We start from the raw sequence: 25,417 nt of genomic DNA, 5'->3' as shown, positions 1-25,417 counted from the left end.
GCGTCAGGCACTGCGCCCGAGACCGGACAACAGCCGGGCAATTTCGTCGCGTCCCGGCAACACGGCAACGTCCCATCGCAGATAGACGATCCCTGCGGCGGCGAGGCGCTCACGTTTGAATTCGCACACGGCAGGCTCATCCGCATCGCGGATCAGGTCGATGACCATACGCGGTTGCGATCGATGGTCACAGCATACGAAATCCAGCTGCAGCGCTTTCTCCCCCGCCCCCTTGCCAACCAGCCAGTGCAGGTAGGCCCGCACGAACACATCGACCTCGGGCGCAGCATTCCGCAACAGCCGATAAACGGACAACTGACGACTGGAGAGATACGCCGGAGGATTTCCCCTTATTGGCAGAGCCGCGACAACCGCCCGCTCATCGACGGCACGCCCCCGCATGGCGGGATCGTGTCGGGGCACCGACGAGGCTGCGGCATGATCTCCATCGATCGCCTTCCCGAAATCTCCACGCAAACTGGCCACGAACGCAGCCTCGCGCGCCAGCGCCGCCTCTCGCAGACGCTGTCGGCGCACACGCAGGCGATGCAGGGCAAAGCCGATGAAACACGCGAGCCCCAGAAGACCGATCCAGTCCATGGCAGAGATCCAAGCCAGAAATTAAAGAAAAATCAATGTATGCCGAAGCTTCTTTCATCTACGGCTCAAAACAAAGCTTTACCTCGCTGATTTCCTTGGATATATTGCGCCCGATGCGAAAATTGACGACATCCATTGCCCTGCTCGCCGCGCTTTCGCTCGGCAACAACGCGTTCGCCGACGACGTGGACACGGCGGCAGTCAAGCCTGCCGTCGAAACCCAGAGCGGAATTCAACGCTACGCCACCGCGGCCCAGGAGCTCGTCATCCAGGGCATGAGCTATCTCGGCATTCCATATCGCTACGGCGGAACAGACCGAGAATCCGGTGTCGACTGCAGCGGCTTGGTTCAGAATCTGTTCCGCTCGGCAATCGGCCTCGATCTGCCACGCACCGCCGCCGCGATGTCAAGGGTAGGTGAAGAAGTCGAACGCTCCGAACTCAAGCCGGGTGATCTGGTGTTCTTCAACACCATGCGCAGAGCGTTCTCTCACGTCGGCATCTACCTCGGCGACGGGCAGTTTCTCCACTCCCCGTCGACCGGCGGCGCAGTACGGATAGAAAAGCTTTCCGTATCGTATTGGGCCTCACGCTTCAACGGCGCACGCCGCATCCTTCCCGACCACCAGGCCGACGCGGCCACGCCGGCCAGCAACTGACTTTCGTGACGCGGGTGTGGTCCTCGGGAACCACATCGCCTGCAACGATGATGGATGTTCGGATTCGTTCTTTTTTTGCGCATGCAAATGAGAACAGGTATCATTCACCGATCTTTCCATCACAGTCAGGTTCTCGGCATGATCAAGTCCTCCGCCCTGTTGGCCGCCCTCACCCTCGCCGGCCTGTATGCACCGGCGTACGCAGCAGATACCGAACTCAATCTTTACACCGCCCGTCACTACCAGACCGATGAGGCCCTGTACGAGGACTTCACGAAGACCACCGGCATCCGTATCAACCGCATCGAGGGCAAGGAAGACGAACTGCTCGAGCGCATCAGCAACGAAGCGGCAAACAGTCCGGCCGACGTCTTCATCACCGTCGATGCCGCTCGCCTCGCGAAGGCAGACCAGCTCGGCGTCTTCGCCCCACTCGACTCGGCGTTGATCACACAACGCATTCCGGCCAATCTGCGCACCGATACTTGGGCAGCCTTCTCGATACGCGCCCGGGTCATCGTCTATAACAAGCTTGAGGTCAAACCGGATCAGGTCCGCAATTACGAAGACCTCGCCAACCCGGCCCTCAAGGGTCTGGTCTGCACCCGCTCCGGCAGCCATCCTTACAATCTTTCGCTCGGTGCCGCGATGATCCAGCACGACGGCGCCGAGAATGCCGAAAAATGGGCCCGCGGCGTGGTGGCCAACTTTGCCAGACAGCCAAAAGGCGGAGACACCGACCAGATTCGCGCAGTCGGCGCCGGTGAATGTGGTGTGGCCATCGCCAACAGCTACTACGTTGCGCGCCTCATCAATTCAAGCAAACCTGAAGACCGCAAGACGATGGAAGCTGTCGGCGTGATCTGGCCAAACCAGAAGAGCTGGGGCACCCATATCAACGTCTCGGGGGGCGGCATGCTCAAGCATGCTCCGCACAAGGAAGCCGCACGCAAGTTCCTAGAGTATCTCGCCTCGGATCAGGCCCAGGCCTATTTTGCCAATGGCAACAATGAATGGCCGGTCGTGAAGGGGGTCAAGATCAGCAATCGTGCCCTCGAATCACTGGGCAGTTTCCGGATGGATTCACTGCCGGTGGGCGATCTCGCCAACACCACGGCCGAAGCTCAGAAGATCTATGACCGGGCGGGTTACCGCTGATTGCAGGCGCCCGCCACGGCAACAGGCAGCCGGCTCGCGAGGGCCGGCTTTTTTCGTTGACAGGATAAAAACTGCAGCTGCAGCACGCTGCCACAAACCCAAGCAGTACCTGATGACCACCAAGCGCAGCGGCATCGGGCCATTCCTGTTCGACGAGTGGCGCTATCTCGGCTGCGGGGAGCCCGGCCAGGTTTGTTCCGCTCGCCTGGGAGAATCCCGGCTACGGCTCGAGCCGCGAGCATGCTCCCTGGACGCTTGACGATTTCGGTATCCGCGCACTCATCGCGCCAAGCTTTGCCAAAATCCTCTACGGCAACTGCTTCAAGAATGGCCTGCTCCCGAACATCCTGGATAGCGGTATCGTCGCTTCGCTCTTCGCTGCCGTTCAAACGACACCGGGATATCGTCTGAACGTAGACCTCAAGGGACGGACAGTGACGACACCGGACGACACGGCCAGCCACTTCACTCTCACCCGCTTCCGCCAGAATTGACTACTGAACGGCCTGGACTACATTGGCCATATCCCGACGCATGTTGAGGAGATCCCTGTCTACGAAGACAGTCGTCGTGAGCTGGAATCCTGACTGTTCGATTGAGCATTCTGATATTTCACGGTGCCTGGAGCGATGATGCAGTCCGGGCCGCAGAAAGGATCAAGATGACCACAAGCGATTTCGAACGCTTTACAGCGGACATGAAAGCCCAGGGCTTCGACGAGGTTCTGGAACGAAAGTGGGCGCCCGCCACGGTCCTGGAATCCCACACGCATCCGTTTTCCCTCAAGGCGGTGGTCGTTCAGGGTGAAATGTGGCTCACCGTCGGCAAGCACACCCGGCACCTCCGGCCTGGTGACGAATTCGCCCTCGAACACAGCGTTCCCCATGCCGAACGTTACGGCGTAGATGGCGCGACGTATTGGGTCGCGCGTCGAAACAGCTAGCAGCGGCAAAACCTCTTCGTCCCGAACGATGGCTGGGGCAGCAATGCCCCCGGTAGTGGATCCGATCGTTCCGGACTGCCGGATTCCGCGATCGACCCTACGGCCTTCAGCCGCGGTGGCCCCACACACGGCCGGGTAGCTTCCCCCTCCCACGATGCCAGCGCATGCAAATGCCGGATAAACGCCGGCCCCCCATCGGATTCATGCTTGGCACGTCAGCACCGGGCGCCACGTTCGAGCGCGTTCCCTTGTAGGTAGCTACGTATTACCTGCGGCAATCCCGGCAGTGAAATACTGGAATCAAGTCAGGGCAGCCAGATCCTGATGCAAGAAGAGGAGACAACCATGCAACCAATCCGCTTGGCCACGGCGGACAGCCGCGAACCGTCCGGCAGCATCACCAAACCTGACCTGCCGTTGACGAGACGCCAGTTCCTCAAGGGTTCCGGCATCCTGTTCGGCACCATCGCCATCACGAGCCCCCTGGCGCTGCTCGCCCCCTCGTCGGCGTGGGCGCTCGAACTCAAGGTGCTCGATACCGCCACCGGCAACACCCTGCTGAGCTTCGGGCGAGTGCTCTATCCTCACGCCAACCTTCCCGATGCGGTATACGCCATTCTCGTCAAGGATCTCGACGCCATGGCGGCGAGCGACCCCGAGATTGCCCGTCAGTTGCGGGACGGCGTGCAAGCACTCGATCAGAAGGCGGGTGGCGCCTTTTCGAAGGCCAAGCCGGAGACCCAGCTCACGGCAGTCAAGGCCATCGAGGCCACCCCCTTCTTCGCAACCGTGCGCGGCAAGTGCATCACCTCTTTGTACGACAACGAGATGGCCTGGGCGGCGCTCGGCTATCCCGGAGAGTCCTGGAGCAAGGGCGGTTACATCACCCACGGTTTCCAGGATCTGAAATGGCTACCGGCCCCGCCGGAGAGCGCGAGCCCACCGCCCTACATGGGCTGACCCGCAGCACTGGCCACGAGAATACGGAGAAAGCACATGGCGAAGATCGGATACAACGACGACTCGGCAGTCGTCATCATCGGCTCGGGCGCGGGCGGCGGCACATTGGCAAACGAGCTGTGCCAGAAGGGCATCAAGGTGGTCGTTCTGGAAGCGGGGGCGATGCAGTCCAACGCCAGCTTCATCAACGACGAGTGGAAATCGTTCGCACAGCTGGCCTGGCTCGACCCGCGGACCACCTCCGGCAGCTTCCGCCTGGCAAAGGATTTCCCGGGCCTGCCCGCATGGATATGCAAGACCGTGGGCGGAACGACGACGCACTGGGCCGGCGCCTCGCTGCGCTTTCAGGAGCGCGAATTCAAGGTCCGCAGCGAATACGGCCAGCTCGAGGGTGCCAACCTGATGGATTGGCCGCTCACCCTGAAGGAAATGGAGCCCTGGTACGCCAAGGCCGAAGACAAAATGGGTGTGACCCGTACCAACGGGATTCCGGGTCTGCCCGGCAACAACAACTTCAAGGTCATGTACGCCGGAGCGACCAAGCTGGGCTACAAGGAGGTCCACACCGGCAACATGGCGATCAACAGTCAGCCGCGGGATGGTCGCGGTCGCTGCCTGCAGCTCGGCTTCTGTTTCCAGGGGTGCAAGAGCGGGGCCAAGTGGTCGACCCTCTACACCGAGCTGCCGAAGGCGGACGCCACCGGCAACCTGGATCTGCGCCCCGAATCCCACGTCACCCGCATCGAACACAACGCCGCCGGCAAGGTCAGCGCTGTGGTCTACTTCGACAAGGATGGCAAGGAGCAACGGCAGAAGGCGCGCATTGTCTGCGTGGCGGGCAACTCGATCGAAACACCGCGACTCCTGCTACTGTCGGCATCGGACATGTTCAAGGATGGTCTGGCGAACTCCTCTGGCCAGGTCGGGCGCAACTACATGCGGCACATGACCGGCTCGGTGTACGCGGCATTCAAGGACCCGGTTCACATGTTCCGTGGCACGACCATGGCCGGTATCGTGCGTGACGAAGCGGGCAACGACACCCGTCGTGGCTTCGTCGGTGGCTACGAAATGGAGACGCTCTCGCTCGGTGTACCCTTCATGGCGGCATTTCTCAATCCGGGCGGCTGGGGCGCGGACTTCACCTGGTGGATGGATCACTACGCGCAGCTTGCAGGAATGTGGCTGGTGGGCGAGGACATGCCGCGCGAAACCAACCGGATCACGCTCAACGCCAAGGTCAAGGACAAGTACGGCAGCCCGGTGGCAAACGTGCATTTCGACGACCATCCGAACGACGTCGCGATGCGCAATCATGCCTATACTCAGGGCGAACGGGTCTACGAGGCTGCGGGTGCGATCCGCACTTTCCGCACACCGCCCTACCCCTCGACACACAACCTGGGCACATGCCGCATGGGTGCTTCGGCGAGCAGCAGCGTGTGCAACGCGTTCGGACAGACACATGACATTTCGAACCTGTTCATCTCGGACGGGAGCCAATTCACGACGGGCGGCGCGGAGAATCCGACCCTGACAATCGTCGCGCTCGCCATCCGGCAGGCCGATCACATCGCCGGCCAGATGAGTCGCAAGCTGATCTAGCGCGGTCGCTACCGATAGGAGAGTGAGATGTGCAAATACTTCGTCATGGCAGACCCGATCCAGTACGAGCAGCGTACCCGCACGATCCGCATTCATGGCGTGCTCACCAGCATCCGGCTGGAGAACATGGTATGGGACATCCTCGCCGAGATGGCTGAGGAAGAGTCGGTGACGACCAACCAGCTGATCGTTACCTTTCACGACGAAATCCTCGCGCATCGTGGCGAGGTGCCCAATTTCGCCTCCTTCCTGCGTATCACCTGCATGCGCTTTCTTCGCCGAAAGCTCACCGCAGCCGAACGCGACCGACCCGATGAATGGGCGCCCGAGGTAGTGAAGAACCCGCCGCGCCCGCTCCTCAGCGTCGCGGCGAAATCCTGAACACTGCGCCCGCAGCCCTGACCCGCGATCCGTTTATTCCGTTCCCACCTTCCCGGAGCCCCGATGGCCAAAGTCATTCACACCATGATCCGCGTGATGGATCTCGAAAAATCGATGCGTTTCTATGCAGACCTGCTCGGAATGCGCGAGTCGCACAGGCTCGATTTCCCCGATTTCACCCTGGTCTACCTGCGCAACGACGACAACGATTTCGAGATCGAACTCACCCTCAACAAGGGGCGTGATGAGCCCTATACCCACGGCACCGGCTATGGCCACATCGCCTGCGTCGTGCCGGATGTGGCGTCGTTCCGTGACGAGCTCGTCGCCAAGGGCCACGATCCGGCACCGGTGAAGGAATTCAAGCGAGAAGACGATTTGCTGGCACGCTTCTTCTTCATCCAGGACCCGGACGGCTACAAGATCGAGGTCCTCGAGGAGCACGGTCACTACCGCTAGGCGATCAGCATCCGGCTTGATCGGCGCTTCGAAACCCGCGGGACCGCCAGCCATTGAACGATCGATGGTTCGTGATACCTGCCAACGCGGGCCCGGCACCTGTTCGGCGGTCTGTTCATGGATCAGGCCGCGGGACGGCTACTCGTCCCGGTAAGACCTGAGGTACTGTGGCGGGCAGTCGTCGATGGAGCACCAGTTGCATTTCGATGCCACATCGGCATGCGAGGCCGGCCGCGCATCGAGCGCGTGATTGATGAGCCGCACGCGAACGCGAACCATATCGCCCCCCCCCCCCCGCCGGCTGAACACGGGCGAGGCAGCGTTGCTGACAAAGAGCCGTTGCTGCCTTCCGTAGGCCGGTACGAGCGCGACAAGACTCGGCAGCGCGCCAGGAAAGCAGCTCTCAGGCGCTGCGCGCGCGCGCGATCTGCAGTGACAACAAGATCACCGGGACAAGACCCACCACGACGATGGTCAGCGCCGAGGTCGAGGCCTCGGCAAGACGCTCATCCGAGGCGAGGTTGTAGGCCTGGGTGGCGAGCGTATCGAAGTTGAAGGGCCGCATCACCAGCGTCGCCGGCAGTTCCTTCATGACATCGACGAAGACCAGCAGCGCCGCGGTGAGCAGGGAGCCACGGACCAGCGGCAGGTGTACCGCCCGCAGGGTAGCGAGGCGGCCGTATCCCATGCTGCGGGCGGCATCGTCCATGCTTGGCGTGATCTTCGAGAGGCTGGTATCAACCGATTGCAGTGCCACCGACAGGAAGCGGCCGAGATAGGCATAGATCAGGGCCGCGATCCCGCCGGTGAGGAGCAGGCCGGGGTTGCTGCCGAACTGGGCGGCCCACCAGTTCGCGATCAGGTTGTCGAGGCGGGTCACCGGGATCAGCACACCCACCGCGATCACCGAGCCCGGCACCGCGTAGCCGAGACCGACCAGGCGGTTCAGGCCATGGGTGAGCGGTGTCGCGGAAATACGCTTCGAATAGGCCAGCAGCACCGCACAGACGACGGCCAGCATGGCGGTGAGCGCGGCAAGGATGAAGCTGTTGCCGGCAAGTTCGAAGAAGCGTGGCCCGAAGCGGGCATCGCCCTCGGTGATGGCCATGTGGGCGAGCAGTCCCGCAGGCAGCAGAAAACCGAACAGCAGCGGCATGAAGCAGGCAAGCGCGGCGATCGCGCCGGACAGCGGCGAGAGCCGTCGTTCGCGATGGGGCCGGTGCTGACGCGAGGTATTGTGGAAGCGCGCCCGACCGCGGCTCAGATGCTCGAGCATCAGCACGATCACCACGAAGCTCAGCAGCGCGGCGGAGAGCTGCGCCGCAGCCACCCGATCACCCAGCGAGAACCACGCGCGATAGATTCCGGTTGTAAAGGTCTGCACCCCGAAATAAGCCACCGTTCCGTAATCGGCCAGGGTTTCCATGAGCGCCAGCGCGGTACCGGCGACGATCGCCGGGCGGGCCAGCGGCAGGGAGACTTTCATGAAGCAACCCCAGGGCCCCAGCCCGAGCGAGCGCCCCGCCTCGAGCATGCCACCGGCGCGCTCGAGGAAAGCGGTCCGGGCAAGCATGTAGACATAGGGAAACAACACGAACATGAACATGCCGATCGCCCCGCCGCTGCTGCGTACGTCGGGGAACCAGTAGTCACGCGCACGCCAGCCGAAGGTTTCGCGCAGGAAACTCTGCACCGGGCCGACGAACTGCAGGAAATCGGTGTAGACATAAGCCATCACATAGGCCGGCATGGCAAGCGGCAACACCAGCGCCCACTCGAAGATGCGCCGCCCAGGGAAATCGTGCATGGTGGTGAGCCATGCGGTTGTCACGCCGATGCTCGACACACCCAGCCCCACCCCGATGCAAAGCACCACGGTATTGCGGAGATAATCGGGGAGCACGGTCTCGGCAAGGTGAGACCAGGTGTCACCGGTACCGGCAGTCAGGACGTTGGAGAACACCGACAACACCGGAATTGCCACCAGCAGCGCGATGAAGAGCGCGATGCTGGTAAGGTAAGAGCGGTCTGCGGCGGCGCTGCGCCCACCGAGCATTGACATGGGGACTCCCAGAAGCGGCAGCGACGCTGCCGGGATTGGCGGATGCGAATTATAATCGATCGCATCTCAGGGAACGTCCACTCCCGCTTCATGCCGCGCCGCGAGGTGCAGCCCGGCAGCGGCCCCGAAACCCTACTGATTGCGGACACATGGCTCATCTTCAACTTGAAAGTATTTCCCTGTCGTTCGGTACCCACCGGGTCGTGGAGGGTTTGTCCCTCTCCTTGGCCAAAGGCAGCATCGGTTGCCTGCTCGGCCCCTCTGGCTGCGGCAAGACCACGGTGCTGCGTTCGATTGCCGGATTCGAGCCGGTCAGGGATGGGCAGATTCGCCTGGACGGAACCGTCATCGCCGATACGCAGACCCACATGCCTCCCGAACGGCGGCGCATCGGCATGGTGTTTCAGGATTACGCGCTGTTCCCTCACCTGACCGTCGCCCGCAACATCGCGTTCGGGCTGCGCGAGCTGCCTGCGACTGACGTCGCTGCGCGGGTTGCCGAGTTGCTCGGGACGATCGGTCTGAACGGACACGAGCACAAGTATCCGCACGAACTCTCCGGCGGCCAGCAGCAGCGCATCGCGCTGGCCCGGGCGCTGGCCCCACGGCCCGCGCTGTTGCTGCTCGACGAACCGTTCTCAAATCTTGATGTCGACCTGCGCGAGCGTCTATCGGGTGAAGTGCGCGAGATCATCAAGGCCGCGGGCATCACCGCGATCCTGGTCACCCACGACCAGCACGAGGCCTTTGCAGTGGCCGACGAGATCGGCATCATGCATCAGGGCCGCATCCAGCAATGGGACACGCCTTACAACCTGTACCATCGGCCCGGCAACCGCTTCGTCGCGGACTTCGTCGGCCAGGGCGTGTTCGTTGACGGTACCGTGCTCAGCCGCCGACAGGTGAGGATGGAACTCGGGGTGCTCGAGAGCAGCGGCATGCTCAGTTGCGGCCCGGCCTGCGAGACCTGCGAGCGCGGCTGCGATGTCGACGTGCTGCTGCGCCCCGACGACGTGATTCACGATGATGTGAGCCCGCTGCGGGCCGAAGTGACGGGCAAGGCCTTTCGCGGCGCGGACATCCTCTATACGCTGCGCCTGCCGAGCGGTACACGCGTGTTGTCGCTGGTACCGAGCCATCACAACCATGCCATCGGCGAGCGCATCGGCATCCGCCTCGATGTCGATCATGTGGTGGCCTTCCACAAGGCGGGCGCCGGCGGGAGCATGGCGCTCGATGCCATTCCGATCACCGCCGCCCGATGATTCCCTGGCTCACCGAACCGGACGCGTTCCCGCCGCTCGACAAGGCGCTGCGCGAGCCCAACGGCCTCCTCGCCGCCGGCGGCGCGTTGTCGCCCGAATGGCTTCTGGCGGCCTATTCACGGGGCTCCTTTCCGTGGTTCGACAGCAAGGACCCGATCCTGTGGTGGAGCCCCGATCCGCGGCTCGTTCTGCGACCCGGGGAAGTGCGCATCAGGCGCAGTCTTGCCAAGCGCCTTCGGCGCGGCGACTTCGAGGTAAGGTTCGACACCGATTTCGGAGCGGTGATCCGCGCCTGCGCAGCGCCACGCGAACCCGGCGGCGGCACCTGGATCCATCCTGAAATGCAGACGGCCTACCTTCGGCTGCATGAACTGGGCTATGCACACAGCGTCGAGACCTACCAGGACGAAAAGCTGGTTGGAGGACTCTACGGCATTGCCCTCGGTCGGATATTCTTTGGCGAATCCATGTTCTCCCGCGTCAGTGACGCCTCCAAGGTGGCACTGGTACACCTCGCCCGCCATCTGGAAAAACTGGGCTTTGCCGTTATAGACTGCCAGATGACGACGGCGCACCTGAGCTTCATGGGTGCCGAAGAAATTCCGCGGGCCCAATTCGCCGAAATGCTGGCCCGCTGGGGCCGTCAGGACATGGCGCCAGAGTGCTGGCCTGCCGATGCGGCCCGGAACATGAACTGGCTTTGACCCGGACAACGGTTGCGATGCTCAAGGACTATCCTTACGCCCTGCTGCAGTTCTATGCCACCGGCCCGTATGCTTGCTCTTACCTGGAGGGCAGGCAGGCGCGCTCACAGGTTGCGACCCCCGGCCATCTCATCAACACCCCTGTTTACAGCGAGTTGGTACGCAACGGCTTTCGCCGCAGCGGCGTATTTACCTACAGGCCTTACTGCGACAGCTGCCGCGCCTGCATCCCGGCGCGCATCCCGGTCGCCCGCTTCGTTGCCAACCGCAGCCAGAAGCGCTGCTGGAATCGCAATGCCGCGCTGGAGGCACGCGAATGCCCGCTGGTGTTCCGCGAAGATCACTATGCCCTCTACCAGCGCTACCAGGAACTGCGCCATGCCGGCGGCGGCATGGATCAGGACAGCCGCGAGCAGTACTCGCATTTTCTTCTGCAGAGCAACGTCGAAACCCGCATCGTCGAGTTCCGCGACCCCACCGATGGCAATGCACTGAGGATGATCTGCGTACTGGATTGCCTGACCGACGGTCTCTCCAGCGTTTACACATTCTATGATCCGGCTCTGACGAAAGAGGGCCTCGGAACCTATGGCGTGCTTTGGCAGATCGAAGCCTGCCGCCTCCTCGAACTCCCTTATCTCTACCTGGGCTACTGGATTCGCGACAGCCAGAAAATGGCCTACAAATCCCGCTTCCGACCGCTCGAAGGCAGGGTGGCCGGTAACTGGCGCACGCTCACCGAACAGGATCTCAATCAATTGTGCTGAAGGCGGAAACTACGCCTGCGTGCCGTGCCGGCATTGCGGCGGCAGTACTGGCCGTCCTCGCAGGCATGGCGATGCCTGCCGACGCCGCCGACTGGCTCGCCGTATCGGGTTTCTCGTGGCATTTTCAGGAACGTCGGCACTGGCGTCAGATCAATCCCGGGCTCGGCGTCGAGCGCGACATGGACGAATCGGGTTACGGGCCGTGGGCACTGACTGCCGGTTATCTGCGCAATAGTTACGACAAGCATTCGGTGTATGGCGGTGTCCGCTGGACACCACTGGCGGCAGGTCCGTTTCGCTTCGGGCTTTATGGTCTGGCTGCCAGTGGCTACCCGTCGCCGATTCTGGTGCTTCCCGTCATCACCGTAGAGGGCCGGAACATCGGAGCCAATCTGATCGCAGTGCCTAATCTGCCAGGCTATAGCGGCTATCTCGGCCTCCAGCTGCGTTTCGCGTTGCCCTGAGGCCGAGGCCCCACGCGTAGTACAATCGCGCGCCATGTATCCGCTCATCCGCCCCCTGCTGTTCTCCTTCGATGCCGAGAGCAGCCATGAATTCACGATGGCCGCGCTTCACCTCGCCGGCCGCATCCTCCCCGCCGCCCGACCCGACGACAGCGACCCGGTCACGGTAATGGGCATCGCCTTTCCGAACCGTGTCGGCCTCGCGGCCGGCCTGGACAAGAACGGCGAAGCGATCGACGGGCTGGCCCGCATGGGTTTCGGCTTCATCGAGATTGGCACAATCACGCCTCGCCCCCAGCCCGGCAACCCACGGCCACGAATGTTCAGGCTGCCCGAGGTGAAAGGCATCATCAACCGCATGGGTTTCAACAATCACGGGGTCGATGCACTCATTGCCAACGTGCGTGCAGCCAAATACAGGGGCGTGCTCGGCATCAATATCGGCAAGAACTTCGATACGCCCATCGAGCGTGCCGCCGACGACTATCTGCTCTGTCTCGACAAGGTCTACCCGCTGGCGAGCTATGTGGCGGTAAACATTTCCTCGCCCAATACCAAGGATCTGCGCCAGTTGCAGGGCCACTCCGAACTCGATGCCCTGCTTGGCGCCCTCAAGGGCCGACAGCTGCAGCTTGCCGAACAACACGGACGCTATGTGCCGCTGGCACTCAAGATCGCCCCGGATCTGGAGCCGGAGCAGGTCGCGGCCATCGCGGATGCCCTGCGTCGGCACCGCATCGACGGCGTGATCGCCACCAATACGACCATCTCGCGCGACAAGGTCAAGGGGGTGCGTTACGCCGAACAACAGGGCGGTCTTTCCGGCGCACCGGTATTCGAGGCTTCGACGTCGGTTGTCGCTCAGCTTGCCACTGCGCTGGCTGGGGAAATACCGATCATTGGCGTCGGCGGGATACTCGACGGTCGCCAGGCGCTGGCAAAACTCGAGGCCGGGGCATCGCTGGTGCAACTCTACAGCGGACTTGTCTATCGGGGGCCCGAGCTGGTGAGTGAAGCGATACGCAGCACACGGACCTTCAAATGAGAATGCCGACGGAATCGGCAGCGGGAGAGCCCCTAAAGCGCTCGCGACGCGGCGTCGGCATCACCGCAGGCTATAAACCTATAACTGCATCAGGGTTGGCGCCCTGCAGCAATCGCGCGATAATTTCCGGTCGATCAACCAACAGAACAAGATGAGCAGCTATCTTTTCGTGGTGCTGGGCGCGGTTCTGGTAAACAACGTCGTGTTCGTGCGCATTCTCGGACTATGCCCCTTCATGGGCGTCTCCAAGAAACTCGAAACGGCGATCGGCATGGGCGCTGCGACAACCTTCGTGCTCACCCTGGGCAGCGGTACCAGTTATCTCATAGACCGCTACCTGCTCCTTCCCAACGATCTCGTTTACCTCCGCACGCTGTCGTTCATCGTGGTGATCGCGGCGATCGTCCAGCTCACCGAACTGGTCATCCAGAAGACCAGTCCGTTGCTGCACCAGGTTCTCGGCATCTACCTTCCGCTCATCACCACGAACTGTGCAGTGCTGGGTGTGCCGCTGCTCAACGTGGCGCTGAAGCACAACCTGCTCGAATCCCTGCTGTTCGGCTTTGGCAGCTCGATCGGTTTCACGATGGCCCTCATCCTCTTTGCGGGCATCCGGGAACGACTCGACGGCGCCGATGTACCGGCGCCATTTCGCGGCACGGCGATCGCGATGATCACGGCCGGCCTCATGAGCCTCGCTTTCATGGGATTTGCCGGACTCGACCGCTACTGAGCGGCAGTCCATATTCAAGTATCCTGATGAACCGCAAGATGCTCACCGCAAACCCCTTCCAGACCTCCGGACCCGTCTAGCAAGGCTACCCCCCCGATCCATGCTCTCAGCCCTTCTCGTGATGACCGGCATTGCCCTCGTGCTCGGCGCGGCACTGGGATTCGCCGCGATCCATTTCAAGGTGGAAGGTGATCCGCTGGTCGAGAAGATCGACTCGATCCTGCCGCAGACCCAGTGCGGCCAGTGCGGGTTTCCGGGCTGCCGCCCCTACGCCGATGCCATCGCCCAGGGTGAGGCCGATATCAACCAATGCCCACCCGGCGGCGACGAAGGCGTTCGCAAGCTTGCCGACCTGCTCGGCCGTGAATACAAGCCGCTCAACGAGGAGCATGGCGTCGAAAAGCCCAAATCGGTCGCCTTTATCGACGAACAGACCTGTATCGGTTGCACCTTGTGCATCCAGGCCTGCCCGGTCGACGCGATCGTCGGCGCAGCCAAGCAGATGCACACCATCGTCGCCTCGGAATGTACCGGCTGCGAATTGTGCCTCGCACCCTGCCCGGTCGACTGCATCAGCATGGAGCCGATTGCCGAGACAGTTGAAAACTGGAAATGGCGGTATCCGGTAATCGAAATCAAGCGAGCCGCCTGAGCAATGCTGCGCAAACTCTTCAAGTTCCACGGCGGAGTCAAGCCCGCGACCCACAAGGACGCCGCGACCGCCTCACCGATTGTCACGCCCCCTTTGCCGGCCCGGCTGAAGGTGCCGTTGCACCAGAGCATCGGCGGCACGCCCAGGCCGCTGGTCAAGGCCGGCGACAAGGTACTGAAGGGCCAGCGTATCGGCGGTGCCGACGGCAACGTCTCGTCCGCGGTCCACGCCCCCACCTCGGGTACCGTACTCGCCGTCGAGCCCGTCGTGACGGCTCACGCTTCGGGCTTGTCAACGCTCTCGGTGATCATCGAACCGGATGGAGAGGAACGCTGGATCGAACGCCAGCCGATCGATCTGCGCGCCACCCCGGCCGACGAAATTCGCGACTATCTGCGCGATCAGGGCGTGGTCGGCCTTGGCGGCGCCGTCTTTCCAAGCCATCTCAAGCTCAAGGCGAGCCGCGAGAAGCCGACCCGAACGCTGGTGATCAACGGCGCCGAGTGCGAGCCCTTCATCACCTGCGACGACATGCTGATGCGTGAGCGTGCAGCAGGGATCGTGAGCGGAATTCGCGTCATGCGGCAGATCCTCGGCGCGGAGGAAGTGATCGTCGGCATCGAGGACAACAAGCCGGCCGCAGTCGACGCAATGACGCTGGCAGTGCAGACGGCCGGCCTCGATCAAGTGAGCGTCGTCGCCATTCCGACACGTTATCCTGCCGGGGGCGCAAAACAGCTTATCCGCGTCCTCACCGGCATCGAAGTGCCACACGGCGCACGCTCCACCGATTACGGCGTGCAATGCTTCAACGTCGGCACCGCCTATGCGATCCACGAGGCCCTCGAACTCGATCAGCCGCTGATCTCGCGCATCGTCACCGTCGCGGGGAATGTCGGCCAACCGCGCAACTACGAGGTACTGTTCGGCACGCCGATGAACGAGTTGGTCGCGCTCGCCGGCGAATTGCCCGGGACCGATGCCTACATCATGGGAGGTCCGATGATGGGCTTCCGCATGCCGGCTTTCGATGTGCCGGTGGTCAAGGCGACAAACTGCGTGCTGGTATCGTCTCCAAGCCTTTTTCCGCCGCCGCCACCGGAGATGAACTGCATCCGCTGCGGCGAATGCGCCAAGGCCTGTCCGGCCGATCTCCAGCCCTTCGAGCTGTACTGGTTTTCGCGTGCCAAGAACTTCGGCAAGGCGCAGGAATATCATCTCTTCGACTGCATCGAATGCGGCTGCTGCTCGTACGTGTGCCCCTCGCACATCCGTCTCGTCGATTACTACCGCTTCGCCAAGAGCGAGATCTGGGCGCGGGAGCGCGACAAGGATGCCGCCGACGCCGCTCGCGAGCGCTTCGATTTCCGCAACCTGCGCCAGGAGCGGGAAAAGCAGGAAAAGGCTGCCCGCCTTGCCGCCAAGGCTGCCGAGACACGCGCAAAGCTCGCCGGCGAAAGCGGTGATGACGACAAGACCACCTCTTCGGCCAAGCCAAGCCAGGCCGAAGAGGCGAAGAAGGCGCTGATCGCCGCAGCGCTGGAAAAGGCCAGACAGCAAAAGGAACGCGCACCGGTGCCGCCGCGAAACACCGACAATCTGTCGGCCGACAAACAGGCGGAGATCGACGCAATCGAAGCCCGCAGGGCCGCCGCGCGCCAGGAGGCCGAATGACTACGGTCACCCACGTGTCGCCAATCGGCCACTCCGGCAGAGCCTCATGAATACATCGCCCTATCTTCGCAAGACCACTGCGGTCAACAGCGTCATGCTGCGGGTGCTGATTGCGCTGCTGCCTGCAATCTGCGCCTACGCATGGCAATTCGGCGCCGCCATCCTGGTACAGCTTGCCATCTCGACGGCGACCGCACTGTTCGCCGAAGCGGCCATGCTCGCCGCGCGCGGCAAACCCGCCAGGCTTTATCTCACCGACCTCTCCGCGGTCGTCACGGCCTGGCTCATCGCGCTCAGTTTCTCGCCGATCACGCCATGGTGGCTGATGGTCACCGCCACGCTGGTTGCCATCGTGATCGCCAAGCATCTGTATGGCGGGCTTGGACAGAACCCGTTCAATCCGGCGATGGTCGCCTTCTGCACCATGATCGTCGCCTTCCCGGCACTGATGTCTCAATGGCCGGGTGCCGGCCAGCTCGACTTCCATACGCAGCTAGAGTTGATCCTTGGCGGCGCCCGTCAGCTCGATGCGATCACCGCCGCCACGCCGCTCGACGCGCTACGTACCGGACTGCGCGAAGGCGGCGCGGACGTGACCGTGCCCGGACTGATGGCGGGACCTGCCTTTGGCGCCCTCGGCGGCGCCGGCTGGGAGTGGATCGCGCTCGGTTATCTGATCGGCGGTCTGTTCTTGCTCCAGCAACGGATCATCACCTGGCACATGCCGGCCGCCTTTCTGCTCGCGCTGGCCGCGACGGCCCTCTTGATGTGGGGCATGCGCCCGGACCGGTTCGGCTCCCCGATCTTCCACCTCGCCAGCGGCGGAACCATGCTGGCCGCGTTCTTCATCGTGACCGACCCGGTCTCCGGCGCTACCACCCCCAAGGGCAAGCTGATCTTCGCCGCCGCGATCGGCGCGCTGACCTACGTCATCCGCAGCTTCGGCGCCTACCCCGACGGCATCGCCTTCGCGGTACTGCTGCTCAACATCTGCGTACCCCTTATCGACATGCAGACCCAGCCGCCGGTGTTCGGCCACAAACGGGACTGAGCCACGATGAACGCCGAACACACCGCAACCCGCACCGCTCTTCAGAGCGCCGGCACGATGATGATCTTCGCGCTGGTGTTCACAACCCTGATGGGCGTCACCCATGGCGTGACCCGACCGATCATCGCAGCCTCGGTCGAAGCCGAGAAGATGAAGCTGGTCAACGAAGTGCTCCCTGCGGGACGATACGACAACGCCCTGCTGAACGATTTCGTGATGCTCGGCGAAACGCCCGCACTCGGCCTCGACGCCGACGGTGGCAAGGTCTACCGCGCCCGTCTCGGCGGCGCACCGGCGGCAATGGTCATCGAAGCCCAGGCGCCGGACGGCTACGGCGGCGCGATCAAGCTGCTGGTGGCAGTCGACAGTCAGGAGCGGATTACCGGTGTGCGCGTCACCAACCACCGCGAGACCCCCGGGCTTGGTGACTATATCGATCCGCGAAAGGACCGCAACAAGAGCAGCCCGTGGATCGGGCAGTTCGGCGAGCGACCGCTGTCGGCCGCTCAGCTCAGGGTCCGCAAGGACGGAGGCGAGATCGACTATAGAGTGGGCGCGACGATCAGCGCCCGGGCAGTCACTGGCGCCGTCGCACGGGTGCGCCAGTGGGCCGAGGCCAACCACGACAAGGTCTTTGCCGCCGATAACGGAGCACGACTATGAGCAATCAGGACGTCGCCTCGAGCGACGACAGCCACATCTACCGTGACATCGTCTGGAATGGCGTCTGGAAACAGAACCCCGGACTGGTCCAGCTGCTCGGCCTGTGCCCGATCCTTGCGATCAGCACCAATACCGTCAACGCAGTCAGTCTCGGCCTCGCCACAGTGTTGGTCATGGCGCTCGCCAACCTCGGCGTGGCGGCACTGCGCAACTTTATTCCCTACGAAATCCGCATTCCGGTCTTCATCCTCATCATCGCTGCACTGGTCACCGTGGTGGACCTTGCCTTCAATGCCTGGCTGCACAGCCTCTACCTGGTACTCGGCATTTTCATTCCGCTCATCGTCACCAACTGCATCGTGCTTGCACGGGTCGAAGCCTTTGCCGCCAAGAACGACCTGCGCCACTCGATCGTCGACGGGATCGCCCAGGGCATTGGCCTGGTTGCCGTCCTTGCGGTTCTCGGTGCAGTCCGCGAAATCATCGGCAATGGCACCCTCCTCGGCGGCATCGACATGATCATCGACGGCGCGAAACCATTGCAGCTCTTTGGCGAGCATTACCCCGGCTTTCTCGTGGCAATTCTGCCGCCGGGCGCGTTCTTCGCGCTGGGCAGCCTGATTGCGCTGCGCAACTGGATCGACGCCCGGGCCGCCGCACGCAATCGCCACGCGCCGCCGCCAGCCGCCCTGCCCGAAGCGGAAACCAGCGCGGCCTGATGGCGAGGCCACACCAGCCGATGAAGCGCGAGCAGATCGAGGCGTTCTTTCGCCGGCTCGCGGAGGCCAACCCGACGCCGACCACCGAACTCGAATACGGCTCGCCCTTCCAGTTGTTGGTGGCCGTGGTGCTGTCGGCACAGGCCACCGACAAGGGCGTGAATATCGCCACCCGACGGCTGTTTTCGCTCGCGCCGACGCCGGAAGCGATGGCTAGCCTCGGAGAAGAAGGCATTTCCGAGCAGATCAAGAGCATCGGCCTCTACCGTAACAAGGCAAAGAACACCGCAGCGCTGTCCCGGCAATTGCTCGAGCGCCATGGCGGTGAGGTGCCGCGCACCCGCGAGGCGCTAGAGGCGCTGCCCGGCGTCGGTCGCAAGACGGCCAACGTGGTCCTCAATACCTTGTTCGGCGAACCCACGATCGCGGTCGACACCCACATTCTCAGGGTTGCCAACCGAACCGGCCTGGCACCGGGAAAGGATGTGCTCGAAGTCGAGCAGCGACTCACACGCCGCGTTCCCAAGGCCTACCGGGTCAACGCCCACCACTGGTTGATCCTGCTTGGCCGCTACGTATGCAAGGCGCGCAAACCCGACTGCGGAAAGTGTATCGTGCGCGACCTGTGCGGCTTCCGCGACAAGACCGATTGACCCGATCGCTGGCCGCCGACGGCGCCCGGCCCCGGAGACCCAGACCATGTTCGATCCCAGCAGAGACCAGGCACGGCAGTTCTTTATCGAGACCTGGCGCAAGCACCGCGCCCAGGAGGTGCTCACCCCGCTCGAGCACATCACCGCGGACCTGCTCCTCCAGCACCCGGAATACCACCCGCTGCTCGAAGATCCCGACTCGGTGAGCCGCGACTTCACGCCGGAAGACGGCCAGATCAACCCGTTCCTGCATCTTTCGCTGCACCTGGCCATCGAAGAGCAGCTCTCGATCGACCAACCGCCTGGCATCCGCCCAGCCTTTGCCACGCTGCAGCTTCGTCTCGGCGATCGCCACGAAGCGATGCACCAGGTGCTCGAATGCCTGGGCGAAACGATCTGGGAAGCTCAACAAGGCGGCAGACCATTGGATGGCGCAGCCTATCTGGAGCGGATCCGGAAGCGGGTCCGTTGAGGGCGATCACGAGAAGAGTCGGGCTTGCCCGACATCAGCGACGCCGCCTGAGCGGAGCTTGTTACGGGGTATCGACCTCGAGCTGATTCGCCAGATAGTCGGCCAGCCTTGCCATGACAATCGATCTCGCGGAAGGAATGGGCATCCGTCCTCGCAAGCTACGGCCTCACGCCCGGTTTATCACCCTGGCATCGATGCCCGCCCTGCCCTCCGGCCAGGTCAGGCGCACACAAAGACCGCAGCCCCCCAGCCCGTTCGCCGTATCGAGCCGCCCCCCGATCTGCCGTGCTGCCGAAGCGACGATGGCAAGCCCCAAACCCGATCCCGAAATGCCGAGCTGGCTGCCGCGGCGGAACCGCTCGAACATCCGTGCCCGATCACCGGGCGGAACACCCGGGCCGTCATCGCACACCGCCAGGGTCCAGCCGTCCTGCGGCGTCGGTTCGACGGTCACGACGACCTGTCCGTCTTCCCGACCATAGCGGATCGCGTTGGCCACCAGGTTGCCGACGATGCTCTCGAAGGCATGTCCGACCTCCTTCACGGGCAGATGATCGGGGCCGCGGTAGACCAGCTCGATCGATCGCTGCCTGGCCTCCGCCGCATACATGGCCAGACATTCGCGCACGATATCGGCCACGTCGGCATCCGCGAAATGCACATCCGCCCCTGCCTCCATGCGCGCCAGCTCGAGCAGCTGGCCAACCAGCCGGTTTGCCCTGTTCAGCCCGGCCTTGAGGTTGCTTGCAGCATCGGCGCGCTCACCGGGTGACGTCGCGCGCATCACCTCATCGGCCTGCACGTTCACGACGGCCAGCGGCGTACGCAGTTCGTGGGCCGCATCGGCGAGAAAATCCCTTTCTCGTTTCAGCAGTTCATCGAGTCTTTTCAGGGTTCCGTTCACCTCGTCCACCACGGGCCTCAACTCGGAAACCAGATCGCCCATTTGTATTGGAGTGAGATCGCCAGGCTCCCGCGCAGACAACTCGTTCGACAGTTCGCGCAAGGGTTTCAAGCCGCAACGCACAACGAACAGGATCGGAAGCAGCAGCAGCGGCAACACGACCAGCAGCGGCGCAACGATGCTGACCGGCGTCAGCATCACGCTGTTCAGATTCTTGCGGCGGCTGGTTTCCGACTGCATGACATCGACCCTGATCGATCGATCGTCGGTCCACCGGGAGAACACCCGGTACGTTTCACCATTGAACTCGGCATCGAAGAAACCTTCGGCGTCAGGTGTTTCAACCGGTCCGCGCGGTGCGTTGCTGCTACCCGCCATCCACTTGCCGGCGTCATCCCAGAGATTGAAACTGACCGCATCCGCGTGATTGTCCGCGCCGGCGAGTTCGTCAACAACGAAAGTGACACCCGACAACGAACGCTGCAGAACGGACGGCGCCATATGCTCTTCGCCGAGCTTGGCAAGGGCATTCGCAAAGATCCGCAGCTGCTGATCAAACTCACCGGATTTCGGCCAGTACATGAGGGCAGCCGCGACACCATAGACGACGATCCACACCACCACGAAGGCCAGCAGCACCGTGACGACCAGGACGTTGGAAAGTGCCGGCGGTTTCATCTTCCCAGGAAATACCCCACGCCGCGCATCGTCTGGATCGCCTCAGCACCAAGCTTGCGGCGAAGATTGTGGATATGCCAGTCGAGAGTACTGAACTCGAGCGGGTCGCCATAGGGCTGGAGCAGCTGCGCCATGCGATGCTTGGTCACCACTTCGCCCGCATTGCGCGCCAACTCCTCGACGATCTGGAACTCCTTCGGAGAGAGCAGGACGGGAACACCGTTCTGACTCACCTCACGTCTGCCAACATGAATCCTCAACTTGCCGATTTCCCATTCCGACGACGACCAGCCGCCCGCACGGCGGGTCACCGCGCGGATGCGCGATGCGAGCTCTTCGGGCGTGACGGGCTTGATGACGTAGTCATCCGCTCCTGCATCGAGACCGTCCACCCTCGACGAAACGGCATCCCGCGCCGTCAGCACGATGACGGGCAGCGTGTGCTGCTTGCGACGCCAGGCCCGCAGCAACTCGAGCCCCTCCCCATCGGGCAGGCCAAGATCAAGCACCGCACATGCAAACAGATCGGACGCTTCGAGCTGCAGGGTGGCGTCCTTCACGCCTCGCACCCAGGTGCAGGCAAAGCCATGTGCTCGCAAGGCCCGTTGCAGCGCGGTTCCGAGATCGAGATCGTCTTCGATCAACAGAAGATGCATGCGCCCTCCAGCGTGATGTCGATACCCCGACTATGCATTCAATTGATTCGCCGACGCCTCATCACCACACCCATGACAGCGAATCCTGCAAGAAAGAGCGCCGCCTGCCCGGGTTCGGGGACGGGGTTGGCGACGGTGAAAGTCAGATTGTCCAACAAAAAGCCGTCCGAGCTTCCGAAAAACTCGATGCGATCGATGGGCTGGCGATAACTCACCTCGCGCCAGATCGGCTCGATCGAACTGCTGTCGATCTCCCGATACTCGTATACCGGCTGGCCCTCATGAAAAAGCCTGAATCCACCCAGTTCCATCGCCGTCCAGCTCACGAAATCCATTCCGAGCAGCGTGACCTCCTGGGCGAAGGACAGGCTCCCTTCACGACCGAAGAAGAGCGTATCGCCGGCAGGATCGCCGTCGAGCCTGCCCACGGCTTCCCAGCCGGTGATACCGCCATAGCCATCCTCGATCGAGGCGATGTCGTCGAATGTCAGGACGGTCGTGGCAGCTTGCGCAGTGGCAGCCAGCGCAATCGCCGCAAGTGCGGCCGAGAGCTGTTTGAGTATCCGCATCGGGTCGTCTCCGGGGTTGCAGGGCGCCCATGTTAGGGCGGGAAGACTTTGGAAAGTCTTGGGATAGACGGTCGTTTGACAAAGGAAACCCCAAGAGCGCAACACCTATCGTTCGCTTTCGTTCAATTCCAGTTCCGGAGGCGTCATGAAGACCACTTTCCTGATTACCTGCATCGCACTCGCACTGAGCACGGGCTGCACGAGCACGCAAACGCGGCAGGCGCAATCCGAGCCGACGCCCTCGGCCGGTACCCGGGAGGCACGGGAGGCCGCCCGTGATGCAAGCGCCACGGCCCGGGACATGCGCAGCACCATCAACGACCTCAAGAGCATCTTTCGTTGATGAAAGCTTTTGCCCTGGCCTTGGGCATTGGTTTTGCCCTGAGCCCGGCGATTTCATCCGCAGTTACGGATGAACTCCTGCCGTGTGCAGGGCATGTCTGTCTGGGCGAAGAGGCATCCAGCCTCAAGGACATCCCCTGGGCTTCCGCGTCCGGCGCCGTTGGCACGAAGTTGAGCAGACGGCAGATTCGTCATCTTGAGACGATCTACAAGGGTCGCTTCGACAACATTGCGCCTTTTCTGCAGAAGGGGATTTTCGACCGCCACGTGCTCGGAGAACTCCACGGAATCCGGGCGGCCTGCCGCTCTCATGATCTGATCGGGCAATTCGCGTCGGAAGACGGCAATCCCACGCGTGTCACCCTGCGAATGCTGCCCGACGAACGCGGACAGCAGACCTGGCGCGTAGTGGCCATCTCACGCGAATTCCCTCAGGCGAAGAGTCGCGCTCAACAGGAAAAGGTCCGCAAGATGCTCGACGCGCGCTACGGCCGTTACGATATCCACCGGCGCAGATCCGAACCTGGCAGGGCCGGTTACCTGTATGCGTGGCTTGGCCAACCGACCATGCTTCTGAGCCTGACGCTCCCCATACCCAGGGTACTGGAGGCGCGCTTCGCTCGTCATCCCCTGTGCGAGTCGCCGTCGCGCCTCAGCATAGACTGAGGTGCTCGACACCGGGACCACCGGGGTCAATATCGATGCCACGCAATGCCCAGACGGGAACCGGAACGACGACATGACCTCGCCATTGAAGGAAAATTCGCAGGTGAACCCATTCGACCGTTCCGGGACTCAAAGCATGCAGGCCATTGTCCAGACGGCGTATGGCGGCACGGAAGCGCTTCGGCTCACCCAAGTCCCCTTGCCGCCGGTTCCGGGTCACAAGGAAGTGTTGGTACGCGTTCACGCCGCCGGGGTTGATCGGGCAGTCACCCATCTGCTCACCGGGACGCCGTACCTGCTCAGGCCGCTGTTCGGCCTGCGCAGGCCCCGCAATCGCGTTCCCGGCTTCGATCTTGCGGGCCGAGTCGTCGCCGTGGGCAGCAAGGTCACGCACCTTCGACCGGGCGACGACGTTCTTGGCGTGGGCTCTGGCTCATTTGCCGAATACGCTCGGGCCCGGGCCGATCAACTGGTATTACGGCCACGCAAGCTGGACGAGATCGCGGGCGCGGTCTGTGCCATGTCGGGCGTCACCGCCTTGCAGGCGCTGCGCATGTCCAGGCGGCCAATGGCCGGTCAGGACGTGCTCATCATCGGCGCATCGGGCGGCGTCGGCGCCTATGCCGTACAGCTTGCCAGATGTTTCGGGGCGAAGGTCACCGCACTCTGCAGCGAAGCCAAGGCGGAATTCGTAAAAACACTCGGCGCCGATCGTGTTCTCGATTACCGACACTTCGACACCAACGCTCACAGTCGAAGCTACGACACCATCATCGACATTGCCGGGAACCGTCCGCTCGCCCGGTTGAGGCCTCTGCTGACCGAGCAAGGCACTTTGGTCATCGTGGGCGGCGAGCACGCAGACCCCTGGACCGGCGGACTGGGCCGACAACTCTCGGCATGGTTGATGAACCCCTTCGTGCGGCAGCATCTGGTGCCGCTGGTTTCCATCGTCAGCCAGGAAGATCTGCGGGCCCTGGCGGAGCACCTCGCGGATGGAAGCGTGGTCCCGCCGCTTGACCGGTGCTTTCCTCTTGGCGAGGCCCCGCGGGCGCTCGATTACCTGATGGCAGGCCATGCACGAGGCAAGGTCGCCATCGTCACCAGGCCGTTTGAAGGGTCGGGAAGGACGCCATCCGCCGAATGATCAAGCGGCCCATGCCGTCGGACCGGGCACGGCCGGTTCGCACACGGCAATGGCATCAAGCCGGCTGACCGGGTTGGCCATTCGGAGTCTGAACAGATCCGAGCGCTCCGGCTTGCAGCAGCCAGACACGCTCCGCCGCCGGAATCCTGCCCTTGAAGCCACCCGGGATTTCAACATGCCCGAGCTGCCTGAGGCGGTAGCACCCCTCGTAATGACGTGCGACTTCGGCACCTTCGACAGCGAAAGGCGGCCCGTTCATGAGGGCCTGGTCGTACTCGAAGCAGATCAGCAGTTGCGGAGCATGGGCCGTGATGTCGACGAGCCGGGCCGCATAGCGCTCTCGCATGGCGGGAGGAAGGGCCACAAGCGCAGCACGATCGTAGATTGCGTCCACCCGGCCGAGGATCGCGCTCGATAGCTCGAAGAAATCGCCGACGAAAATATCGACACCCGGACCGCTGAACCACTCGAACGGGCCGCGGGAGGATACGGCGGGCTCGACCCCAAGCTCGTCGAACAGCTGTTCAACCGCGCTACGGCTCAGTTCGACACCAACGACCCGATACCCCTCGGACAGCAACCAGTGGATGTCCAGCGTCTTGCCGCACAAAGGCAGAAAGATGCGGCTGTCCTGTTCCTGCGCGAGCTCGACAAAGTGCTCGATCAACAGCGGATTGACCTCGTTCTCGTGAAAGCCGATCTCCTCACGCGCCCACTTGCGATGCCAGAATTCCGCGTCCATGGCCTTTCCTGAAGTGGATTGAAT

At 62.8% G+C, this 25,417-nt stretch carries 30 protein-coding genes and 1 pseudogene; 25 read left to right on the top strand and 6 right to left on the bottom strand.

Features of this window, described 5'->3' with window-relative positions; all coding sequences use genetic code 11:
* Positions 1–3: 3 nt before the first annotated feature.
* On the bottom strand, positions 4–600 hold the full coding sequence (locus GQB03_RS09500; RefSeq protein WP_159687951.1) for a hypothetical protein: 597 nt from the start codon (positions 598–600) through the stop codon (positions 4–6).
* Between the two features lie 113 nt (positions 601–713).
* Between GQB03_RS09500 and GQB03_RS09495 the strand changes: the two genes are divergently transcribed.
* The 9 genes and pseudogenes from GQB03_RS09495 (at position 714) to GQB03_RS09460 (ending at position 6,765) form a co-directional block, all read left to right on the top strand.
* Positions 714–1,259, top strand: coding sequence for a C40 family peptidase (locus GQB03_RS09495; RefSeq protein WP_159687949.1), 546 nt, complete (start codon positions 714–716; stop codon positions 1,257–1,259).
* Between the two features lie 138 nt (positions 1,260–1,397).
* On the top strand, positions 1,398–2,417 hold the full coding sequence (locus GQB03_RS09490) for an extracellular solute-binding protein (RefSeq protein ID WP_159687946.1): 1,020 nt from the start codon (positions 1,398–1,400) through the stop codon (positions 2,415–2,417).
* A 112-nt stretch (positions 2,418–2,529) separates the two neighbouring features.
* Positions 2,530–2,676, top strand: a complete 147-nt coding sequence (locus GQB03_RS23175; RefSeq protein ID WP_235027004.1) for a hypothetical protein — start codon at positions 2,530–2,532, stop codon at positions 2,674–2,676.
* Position 2,677: 1 nt separating this feature from the next.
* A pseudogene (locus tag GQB03_RS23535) lies at positions 2,678–2,911 on the top strand (3-isopropylmalate dehydratase small subunit); the annotation flags it as partial.
* A 167-nt stretch (positions 2,912–3,078) separates the two neighbouring features.
* Positions 3,079–3,360 carry a cupin domain-containing protein gene (locus tag GQB03_RS09480; RefSeq protein WP_159687943.1) on the top strand — a complete coding sequence of 94 codons (282 nt, stop codon included), beginning with the start codon at positions 3,079–3,081 and terminating at the stop codon, positions 3,358–3,360.
* A gap of 345 nt (positions 3,361–3,705) precedes the next feature.
* Positions 3,706–4,320, top strand: a complete 615-nt coding sequence (locus tag GQB03_RS09475; RefSeq protein WP_159687941.1) for a twin-arginine translocation signal domain-containing protein — start codon at positions 3,706–3,708, stop codon at positions 4,318–4,320.
* Between the two features lie 36 nt (positions 4,321–4,356).
* Positions 4,357–5,925 (top strand): GMC family oxidoreductase, encoded by a 1,569-nt coding sequence (locus GQB03_RS09470; RefSeq protein WP_159687938.1) that lies wholly within the window; start codon positions 4,357–4,359, stop codon positions 5,923–5,925.
* A gap of 27 nt (positions 5,926–5,952) precedes the next feature.
* Positions 5,953–6,306 carry a ribbon-helix-helix domain-containing protein gene (locus GQB03_RS09465; protein WP_159687935.1) on the top strand — a complete coding sequence of 118 codons (354 nt, stop codon included), beginning with the start codon at positions 5,953–5,955 and terminating at the stop codon, positions 6,304–6,306.
* A 63-nt stretch (positions 6,307–6,369) separates the two neighbouring features.
* Complete coding sequence (locus GQB03_RS09460) at positions 6,370–6,765, top strand: VOC family protein (RefSeq protein ID WP_159687932.1); 396 nt, start codon at positions 6,370–6,372, stop codon at positions 6,763–6,765.
* Between the two features lie 403 nt (positions 6,766–7,168).
* Here GQB03_RS09460 and GQB03_RS09455 read toward each other — a convergent pair whose 3' ends face one another.
* Complete coding sequence (locus GQB03_RS09455) at positions 7,169–8,827, bottom strand: ABC transporter permease (protein ID WP_159687929.1); 1,659 nt, start codon at positions 8,825–8,827, stop codon at positions 7,169–7,171.
* 149 nt (positions 8,828–8,976) lie between these two features.
* Between GQB03_RS09455 and GQB03_RS09450 the strand changes: the two genes are divergently transcribed.
* The 13 genes from GQB03_RS09450 to GQB03_RS09390 all read left to right on the top strand — a co-directional run bounded on the left by GQB03_RS09450 (position 8,977) and on the right by GQB03_RS09390 (position 19,689).
* Entirely contained in the window at positions 8,977–10,092 is a 1,116-nt protein-coding gene (locus GQB03_RS09450; protein ID WP_159687926.1) for an ABC transporter ATP-binding protein, read from the top strand.
* Positions 10,089–10,796, top strand: coding sequence for a leucyl/phenylalanyl-tRNA--protein transferase (aat, locus tag GQB03_RS09445; protein ID WP_159687923.1), 708 nt, complete (start codon positions 10,089–10,091; stop codon positions 10,794–10,796). Before GQB03_RS09450 ends, aat begins: the two co-directional genes overlap by 4 nt.
* Positions 10,797–10,813: 17 nt before the next feature.
* Positions 10,814–11,563 carry an arginyltransferase gene (locus GQB03_RS09440; protein ID WP_159687920.1) on the top strand — a complete coding sequence of 250 codons (750 nt, stop codon included), beginning with the start codon at positions 10,814–10,816 and terminating at the stop codon, positions 11,561–11,563.
* Positions 11,557–12,027, top strand: a complete 471-nt coding sequence (locus GQB03_RS09435) for a hypothetical protein (protein WP_159687918.1) — start codon at positions 11,557–11,559, stop codon at positions 12,025–12,027. The genes GQB03_RS09440 and GQB03_RS09435 overlap by 7 nt, the downstream gene beginning before the upstream one ends.
* A 34-nt stretch (positions 12,028–12,061) precedes the next feature.
* Positions 12,062–13,072, top strand: coding sequence for a quinone-dependent dihydroorotate dehydrogenase (locus tag GQB03_RS09430; RefSeq protein ID WP_159687915.1), 1,011 nt, complete (start codon positions 12,062–12,064; stop codon positions 13,070–13,072).
* Between the two features lie 151 nt (positions 13,073–13,223).
* Positions 13,224–13,805, top strand: a complete 582-nt coding sequence (gene rsxA / locus GQB03_RS09425) for an electron transport complex subunit RsxA (protein WP_159687913.1) — start codon at positions 13,224–13,226, stop codon at positions 13,803–13,805.
* 100 nt (positions 13,806–13,905) lie between these two features.
* Positions 13,906–14,457: an electron transport complex subunit RsxB gene (gene rsxB, locus GQB03_RS09420; protein WP_159687910.1), complete on the top strand. Its 552-nt coding sequence runs from the start codon at positions 13,906–13,908 to the stop codon at positions 14,455–14,457.
* 3 nt (positions 14,458–14,460) lie between these two features.
* A complete protein-coding gene (gene rsxC, locus GQB03_RS09415) occupies positions 14,461–16,131 on the top strand; it encodes an electron transport complex subunit RsxC (protein ID WP_159687907.1) in 1,671 nt (556 codons plus the stop codon).
* A 46-nt stretch (positions 16,132–16,177) separates the two neighbouring features.
* Positions 16,178–17,182 carry an RnfABCDGE type electron transport complex subunit D gene (locus tag GQB03_RS09410; protein ID WP_159687905.1) on the top strand — a complete coding sequence of 335 codons (1,005 nt, stop codon included), beginning with the start codon at positions 16,178–16,180 and terminating at the stop codon, positions 17,180–17,182.
* 6 nt (positions 17,183–17,188) lie between these two features.
* The gene (locus GQB03_RS09405; RefSeq protein ID WP_159687902.1) at positions 17,189–17,845 is read left to right on the top strand and encodes an RnfABCDGE type electron transport complex subunit G; all 657 of its coding nucleotides are present in this window, start codon (positions 17,189–17,191) and stop codon (positions 17,843–17,845) included.
* Positions 17,842–18,564, top strand: coding sequence for an electron transport complex subunit RsxE (gene rsxE / locus GQB03_RS09400; RefSeq protein WP_159687899.1), 723 nt, complete (start codon positions 17,842–17,844; stop codon positions 18,562–18,564). The genes GQB03_RS09405 and rsxE overlap by 4 nt, the downstream gene beginning before the upstream one ends.
* A gap of 20 nt (positions 18,565–18,584) precedes the next feature.
* Complete coding sequence (gene nth, locus GQB03_RS09395) at positions 18,585–19,217, top strand: endonuclease III (protein ID WP_159688494.1); 633 nt, start codon at positions 18,585–18,587, stop codon at positions 19,215–19,217.
* Between the two features lie 46 nt (positions 19,218–19,263).
* Positions 19,264–19,689 (top strand): DUF1841 family protein, encoded by a 426-nt coding sequence (locus GQB03_RS09390; protein WP_159687896.1) that lies wholly within the window; start codon positions 19,264–19,266, stop codon positions 19,687–19,689.
* Positions 19,690–19,855: 166 nt separating this feature from the next.
* Here the strand turns inward: GQB03_RS09390 and GQB03_RS09385 are convergent, their stop codons facing one another.
* Genes GQB03_RS09385 through GQB03_RS09375 form a run of 3 tightly spaced genes read right to left on the bottom strand, consistent with a single transcriptional unit; the run spans position 19,856 to position 22,496 of the window.
* Entirely contained in the window at positions 19,856–21,271 is a 1,416-nt protein-coding gene (locus GQB03_RS09385) for a sensor histidine kinase (RefSeq protein ID WP_159687894.1), read from the bottom strand.
* Complete coding sequence (locus GQB03_RS09380) at positions 21,268–21,927, bottom strand: response regulator (RefSeq protein ID WP_159687891.1); 660 nt, start codon at positions 21,925–21,927, stop codon at positions 21,268–21,270. The genes GQB03_RS09385 and GQB03_RS09380 overlap by 4 nt, the downstream gene beginning before the upstream one ends.
* 38 nt (positions 21,928–21,965) lie before the next feature.
* The gene (locus tag GQB03_RS09375) at positions 21,966–22,496 is read right to left on the bottom strand and encodes a PEP-CTERM sorting domain-containing protein (RefSeq protein ID WP_159687888.1); all 531 of its coding nucleotides are present in this window, start codon (positions 22,494–22,496) and stop codon (positions 21,966–21,968) included.
* Positions 22,497–22,641: 145 nt separating this feature from the next.
* On the opposite strand from GQB03_RS09375, the gene GQB03_RS09370 reads away from it, so the two are divergent.
* The 3 genes from GQB03_RS09370 to GQB03_RS09360 all read left to right on the top strand — a co-directional run bounded on the left by GQB03_RS09370 (position 22,642) and on the right by GQB03_RS09360 (position 24,651).
* Positions 22,642–22,839 (top strand): hypothetical protein, encoded by a 198-nt coding sequence (locus tag GQB03_RS09370; protein WP_159687885.1) that lies wholly within the window; start codon positions 22,642–22,644, stop codon positions 22,837–22,839.
* On the top strand, positions 22,839–23,504 hold the full coding sequence (locus GQB03_RS09365; protein ID WP_159687883.1) for a hypothetical protein: 666 nt from the start codon (positions 22,839–22,841) through the stop codon (positions 23,502–23,504). The genes GQB03_RS09370 and GQB03_RS09365 overlap by 1 nt, the downstream gene beginning before the upstream one ends.
* A gap of 136 nt (positions 23,505–23,640) precedes the next feature.
* Positions 23,641–24,651: an NAD(P)-dependent alcohol dehydrogenase gene (locus GQB03_RS09360; protein WP_159687880.1), complete on the top strand. Its 1,011-nt coding sequence runs from the start codon at positions 23,641–23,643 to the stop codon at positions 24,649–24,651.
* A 55-nt stretch (positions 24,652–24,706) separates the two neighbouring features.
* On the opposite strand, the gene tmpT is transcribed toward GQB03_RS09360, so the two are convergent.
* A complete protein-coding gene (gene tmpT / locus GQB03_RS09355; protein ID WP_159687877.1) occupies positions 24,707–25,393 on the bottom strand; it encodes a thiopurine S-methyltransferase in 687 nt (228 codons plus the stop codon).
* Positions 25,394–25,417 lie beyond the last annotated feature (24 nt).

Origin of the sequence: Cognatazoarcus halotolerans (assembly GCF_009800965.1) — a bacterium.
GTDB lineage: Bacteria > Pseudomonadota > Gammaproteobacteria > Burkholderiales > Rhodocyclaceae > Cognatazoarcus > Cognatazoarcus halotolerans.
This window is presented reverse-complemented; position numbering and strand designations above follow the sequence as displayed.

What these genes read in the sequence shown, in the direction of transcription:
- GQB03_RS09455 (WP_159687929.1), bottom strand. Translation starts at nt 8,827, where the DNA reads ATGTCAATGCTCGGTGGGCGCAGCGCCGCCGCAGACCGCTCTTACCTT.
- GQB03_RS09500 (WP_159687951.1), bottom strand. Translation starts at nt 600, where the DNA reads ATGGACTGGATCGGTCTTCTGGGGCTCGCGTGTTTCATCGGCTTTGCC.
- GQB03_RS09450 (WP_159687926.1), top strand. Translation starts at nt 8,977, where the DNA reads ATGGCTCATCTTCAACTTGAAAGTATTTCCCTGTCGTTCGGTACCCAC.
- GQB03_RS09475 (WP_159687941.1), top strand. Translation starts at nt 3,706, where the DNA reads ATGCAACCAATCCGCTTGGCCACGGCGGACAGCCGCGAACCGTCCGGC.
- GQB03_RS09465 (WP_159687935.1), top strand. Translation starts at nt 5,953, where the DNA reads ATGTGCAAATACTTCGTCATGGCAGACCCGATCCAGTACGAGCAGCGT.
- GQB03_RS09495 (WP_159687949.1), top strand. Translation starts at nt 714, where the DNA reads ATGCGAAAATTGACGACATCCATTGCCCTGCTCGCCGCGCTTTCGCTC.
- rsxC (WP_159687907.1), top strand. Translation starts at nt 14,461, where the DNA reads ATGCTGCGCAAACTCTTCAAGTTCCACGGCGGAGTCAAGCCCGCGACC.
- GQB03_RS09480 (WP_159687943.1), top strand. Translation starts at nt 3,079, where the DNA reads ATGACCACAAGCGATTTCGAACGCTTTACAGCGGACATGAAAGCCCAG.
- GQB03_RS09490 (WP_159687946.1), top strand. Translation starts at nt 1,398, where the DNA reads ATGATCAAGTCCTCCGCCCTGTTGGCCGCCCTCACCCTCGCCGGCCTG.
- GQB03_RS09410 (WP_159687905.1), top strand. Translation starts at nt 16,178, where the DNA reads ATGAATACATCGCCCTATCTTCGCAAGACCACTGCGGTCAACAGCGTC.
- rsxB (WP_159687910.1), top strand. Translation starts at nt 13,906, where the DNA reads ATGCTCTCAGCCCTTCTCGTGATGACCGGCATTGCCCTCGTGCTCGGC.
- GQB03_RS09390 (WP_159687896.1), top strand. Translation starts at nt 19,264, where the DNA reads ATGTTCGATCCCAGCAGAGACCAGGCACGGCAGTTCTTTATCGAGACC.
- GQB03_RS09430 (WP_159687915.1), top strand. Translation starts at nt 12,062, where the DNA reads ATGTATCCGCTCATCCGCCCCCTGCTGTTCTCCTTCGATGCCGAGAGC.
- tmpT (WP_159687877.1), bottom strand. Translation starts at nt 25,393, where the DNA reads ATGGACGCGGAATTCTGGCATCGCAAGTGGGCGCGTGAGGAGATCGGC.
- GQB03_RS09365 (WP_159687883.1), top strand. Translation starts at nt 22,839, where the DNA reads ATGAAAGCTTTTGCCCTGGCCTTGGGCATTGGTTTTGCCCTGAGCCCG.
- GQB03_RS09380 (WP_159687891.1), bottom strand. Translation starts at nt 21,927, where the DNA reads ATGCATCTTCTGTTGATCGAAGACGATCTCGATCTCGGAACCGCGCTG.
- GQB03_RS09360 (WP_159687880.1), top strand. Translation starts at nt 23,641, where the DNA reads ATGCAGGCCATTGTCCAGACGGCGTATGGCGGCACGGAAGCGCTTCGG.
- GQB03_RS09370 (WP_159687885.1), top strand. Translation starts at nt 22,642, where the DNA reads ATGAAGACCACTTTCCTGATTACCTGCATCGCACTCGCACTGAGCACG.
- GQB03_RS09405 (WP_159687902.1), top strand. Translation starts at nt 17,189, where the DNA reads ATGAACGCCGAACACACCGCAACCCGCACCGCTCTTCAGAGCGCCGGC.
- GQB03_RS09460 (WP_159687932.1), top strand. Translation starts at nt 6,370, where the DNA reads ATGGCCAAAGTCATTCACACCATGATCCGCGTGATGGATCTCGAAAAA.
- GQB03_RS09385 (WP_159687894.1), bottom strand. Translation starts at nt 21,271, where the DNA reads ATGAAACCGCCGGCACTTTCCAACGTCCTGGTCGTCACGGTGCTGCTG.
- rsxA (WP_159687913.1), top strand. Translation starts at nt 13,224, where the DNA reads ATGAGCAGCTATCTTTTCGTGGTGCTGGGCGCGGTTCTGGTAAACAAC.
- GQB03_RS09375 (WP_159687888.1), bottom strand. Translation starts at nt 22,496, where the DNA reads ATGCGGATACTCAAACAGCTCTCGGCCGCACTTGCGGCGATTGCGCTG.
- GQB03_RS09440 (WP_159687920.1), top strand. Translation starts at nt 10,814, where the DNA reads ATGCTCAAGGACTATCCTTACGCCCTGCTGCAGTTCTATGCCACCGGC.
- rsxE (WP_159687899.1), top strand. Translation starts at nt 17,842, where the DNA reads ATGAGCAATCAGGACGTCGCCTCGAGCGACGACAGCCACATCTACCGT.
- GQB03_RS23175 (WP_235027004.1), top strand. Translation starts at nt 2,530, where the DNA reads ATGACCACCAAGCGCAGCGGCATCGGGCCATTCCTGTTCGACGAGTGG.
- GQB03_RS09470 (WP_159687938.1), top strand. Translation starts at nt 4,357, where the DNA reads ATGGCGAAGATCGGATACAACGACGACTCGGCAGTCGTCATCATCGGC.
- aat (WP_159687923.1), top strand. Translation starts at nt 10,089, where the DNA reads ATGATTCCCTGGCTCACCGAACCGGACGCGTTCCCGCCGCTCGACAAG.
- nth (WP_159688494.1), top strand. Translation starts at nt 18,585, where the DNA reads ATGAAGCGCGAGCAGATCGAGGCGTTCTTTCGCCGGCTCGCGGAGGCC.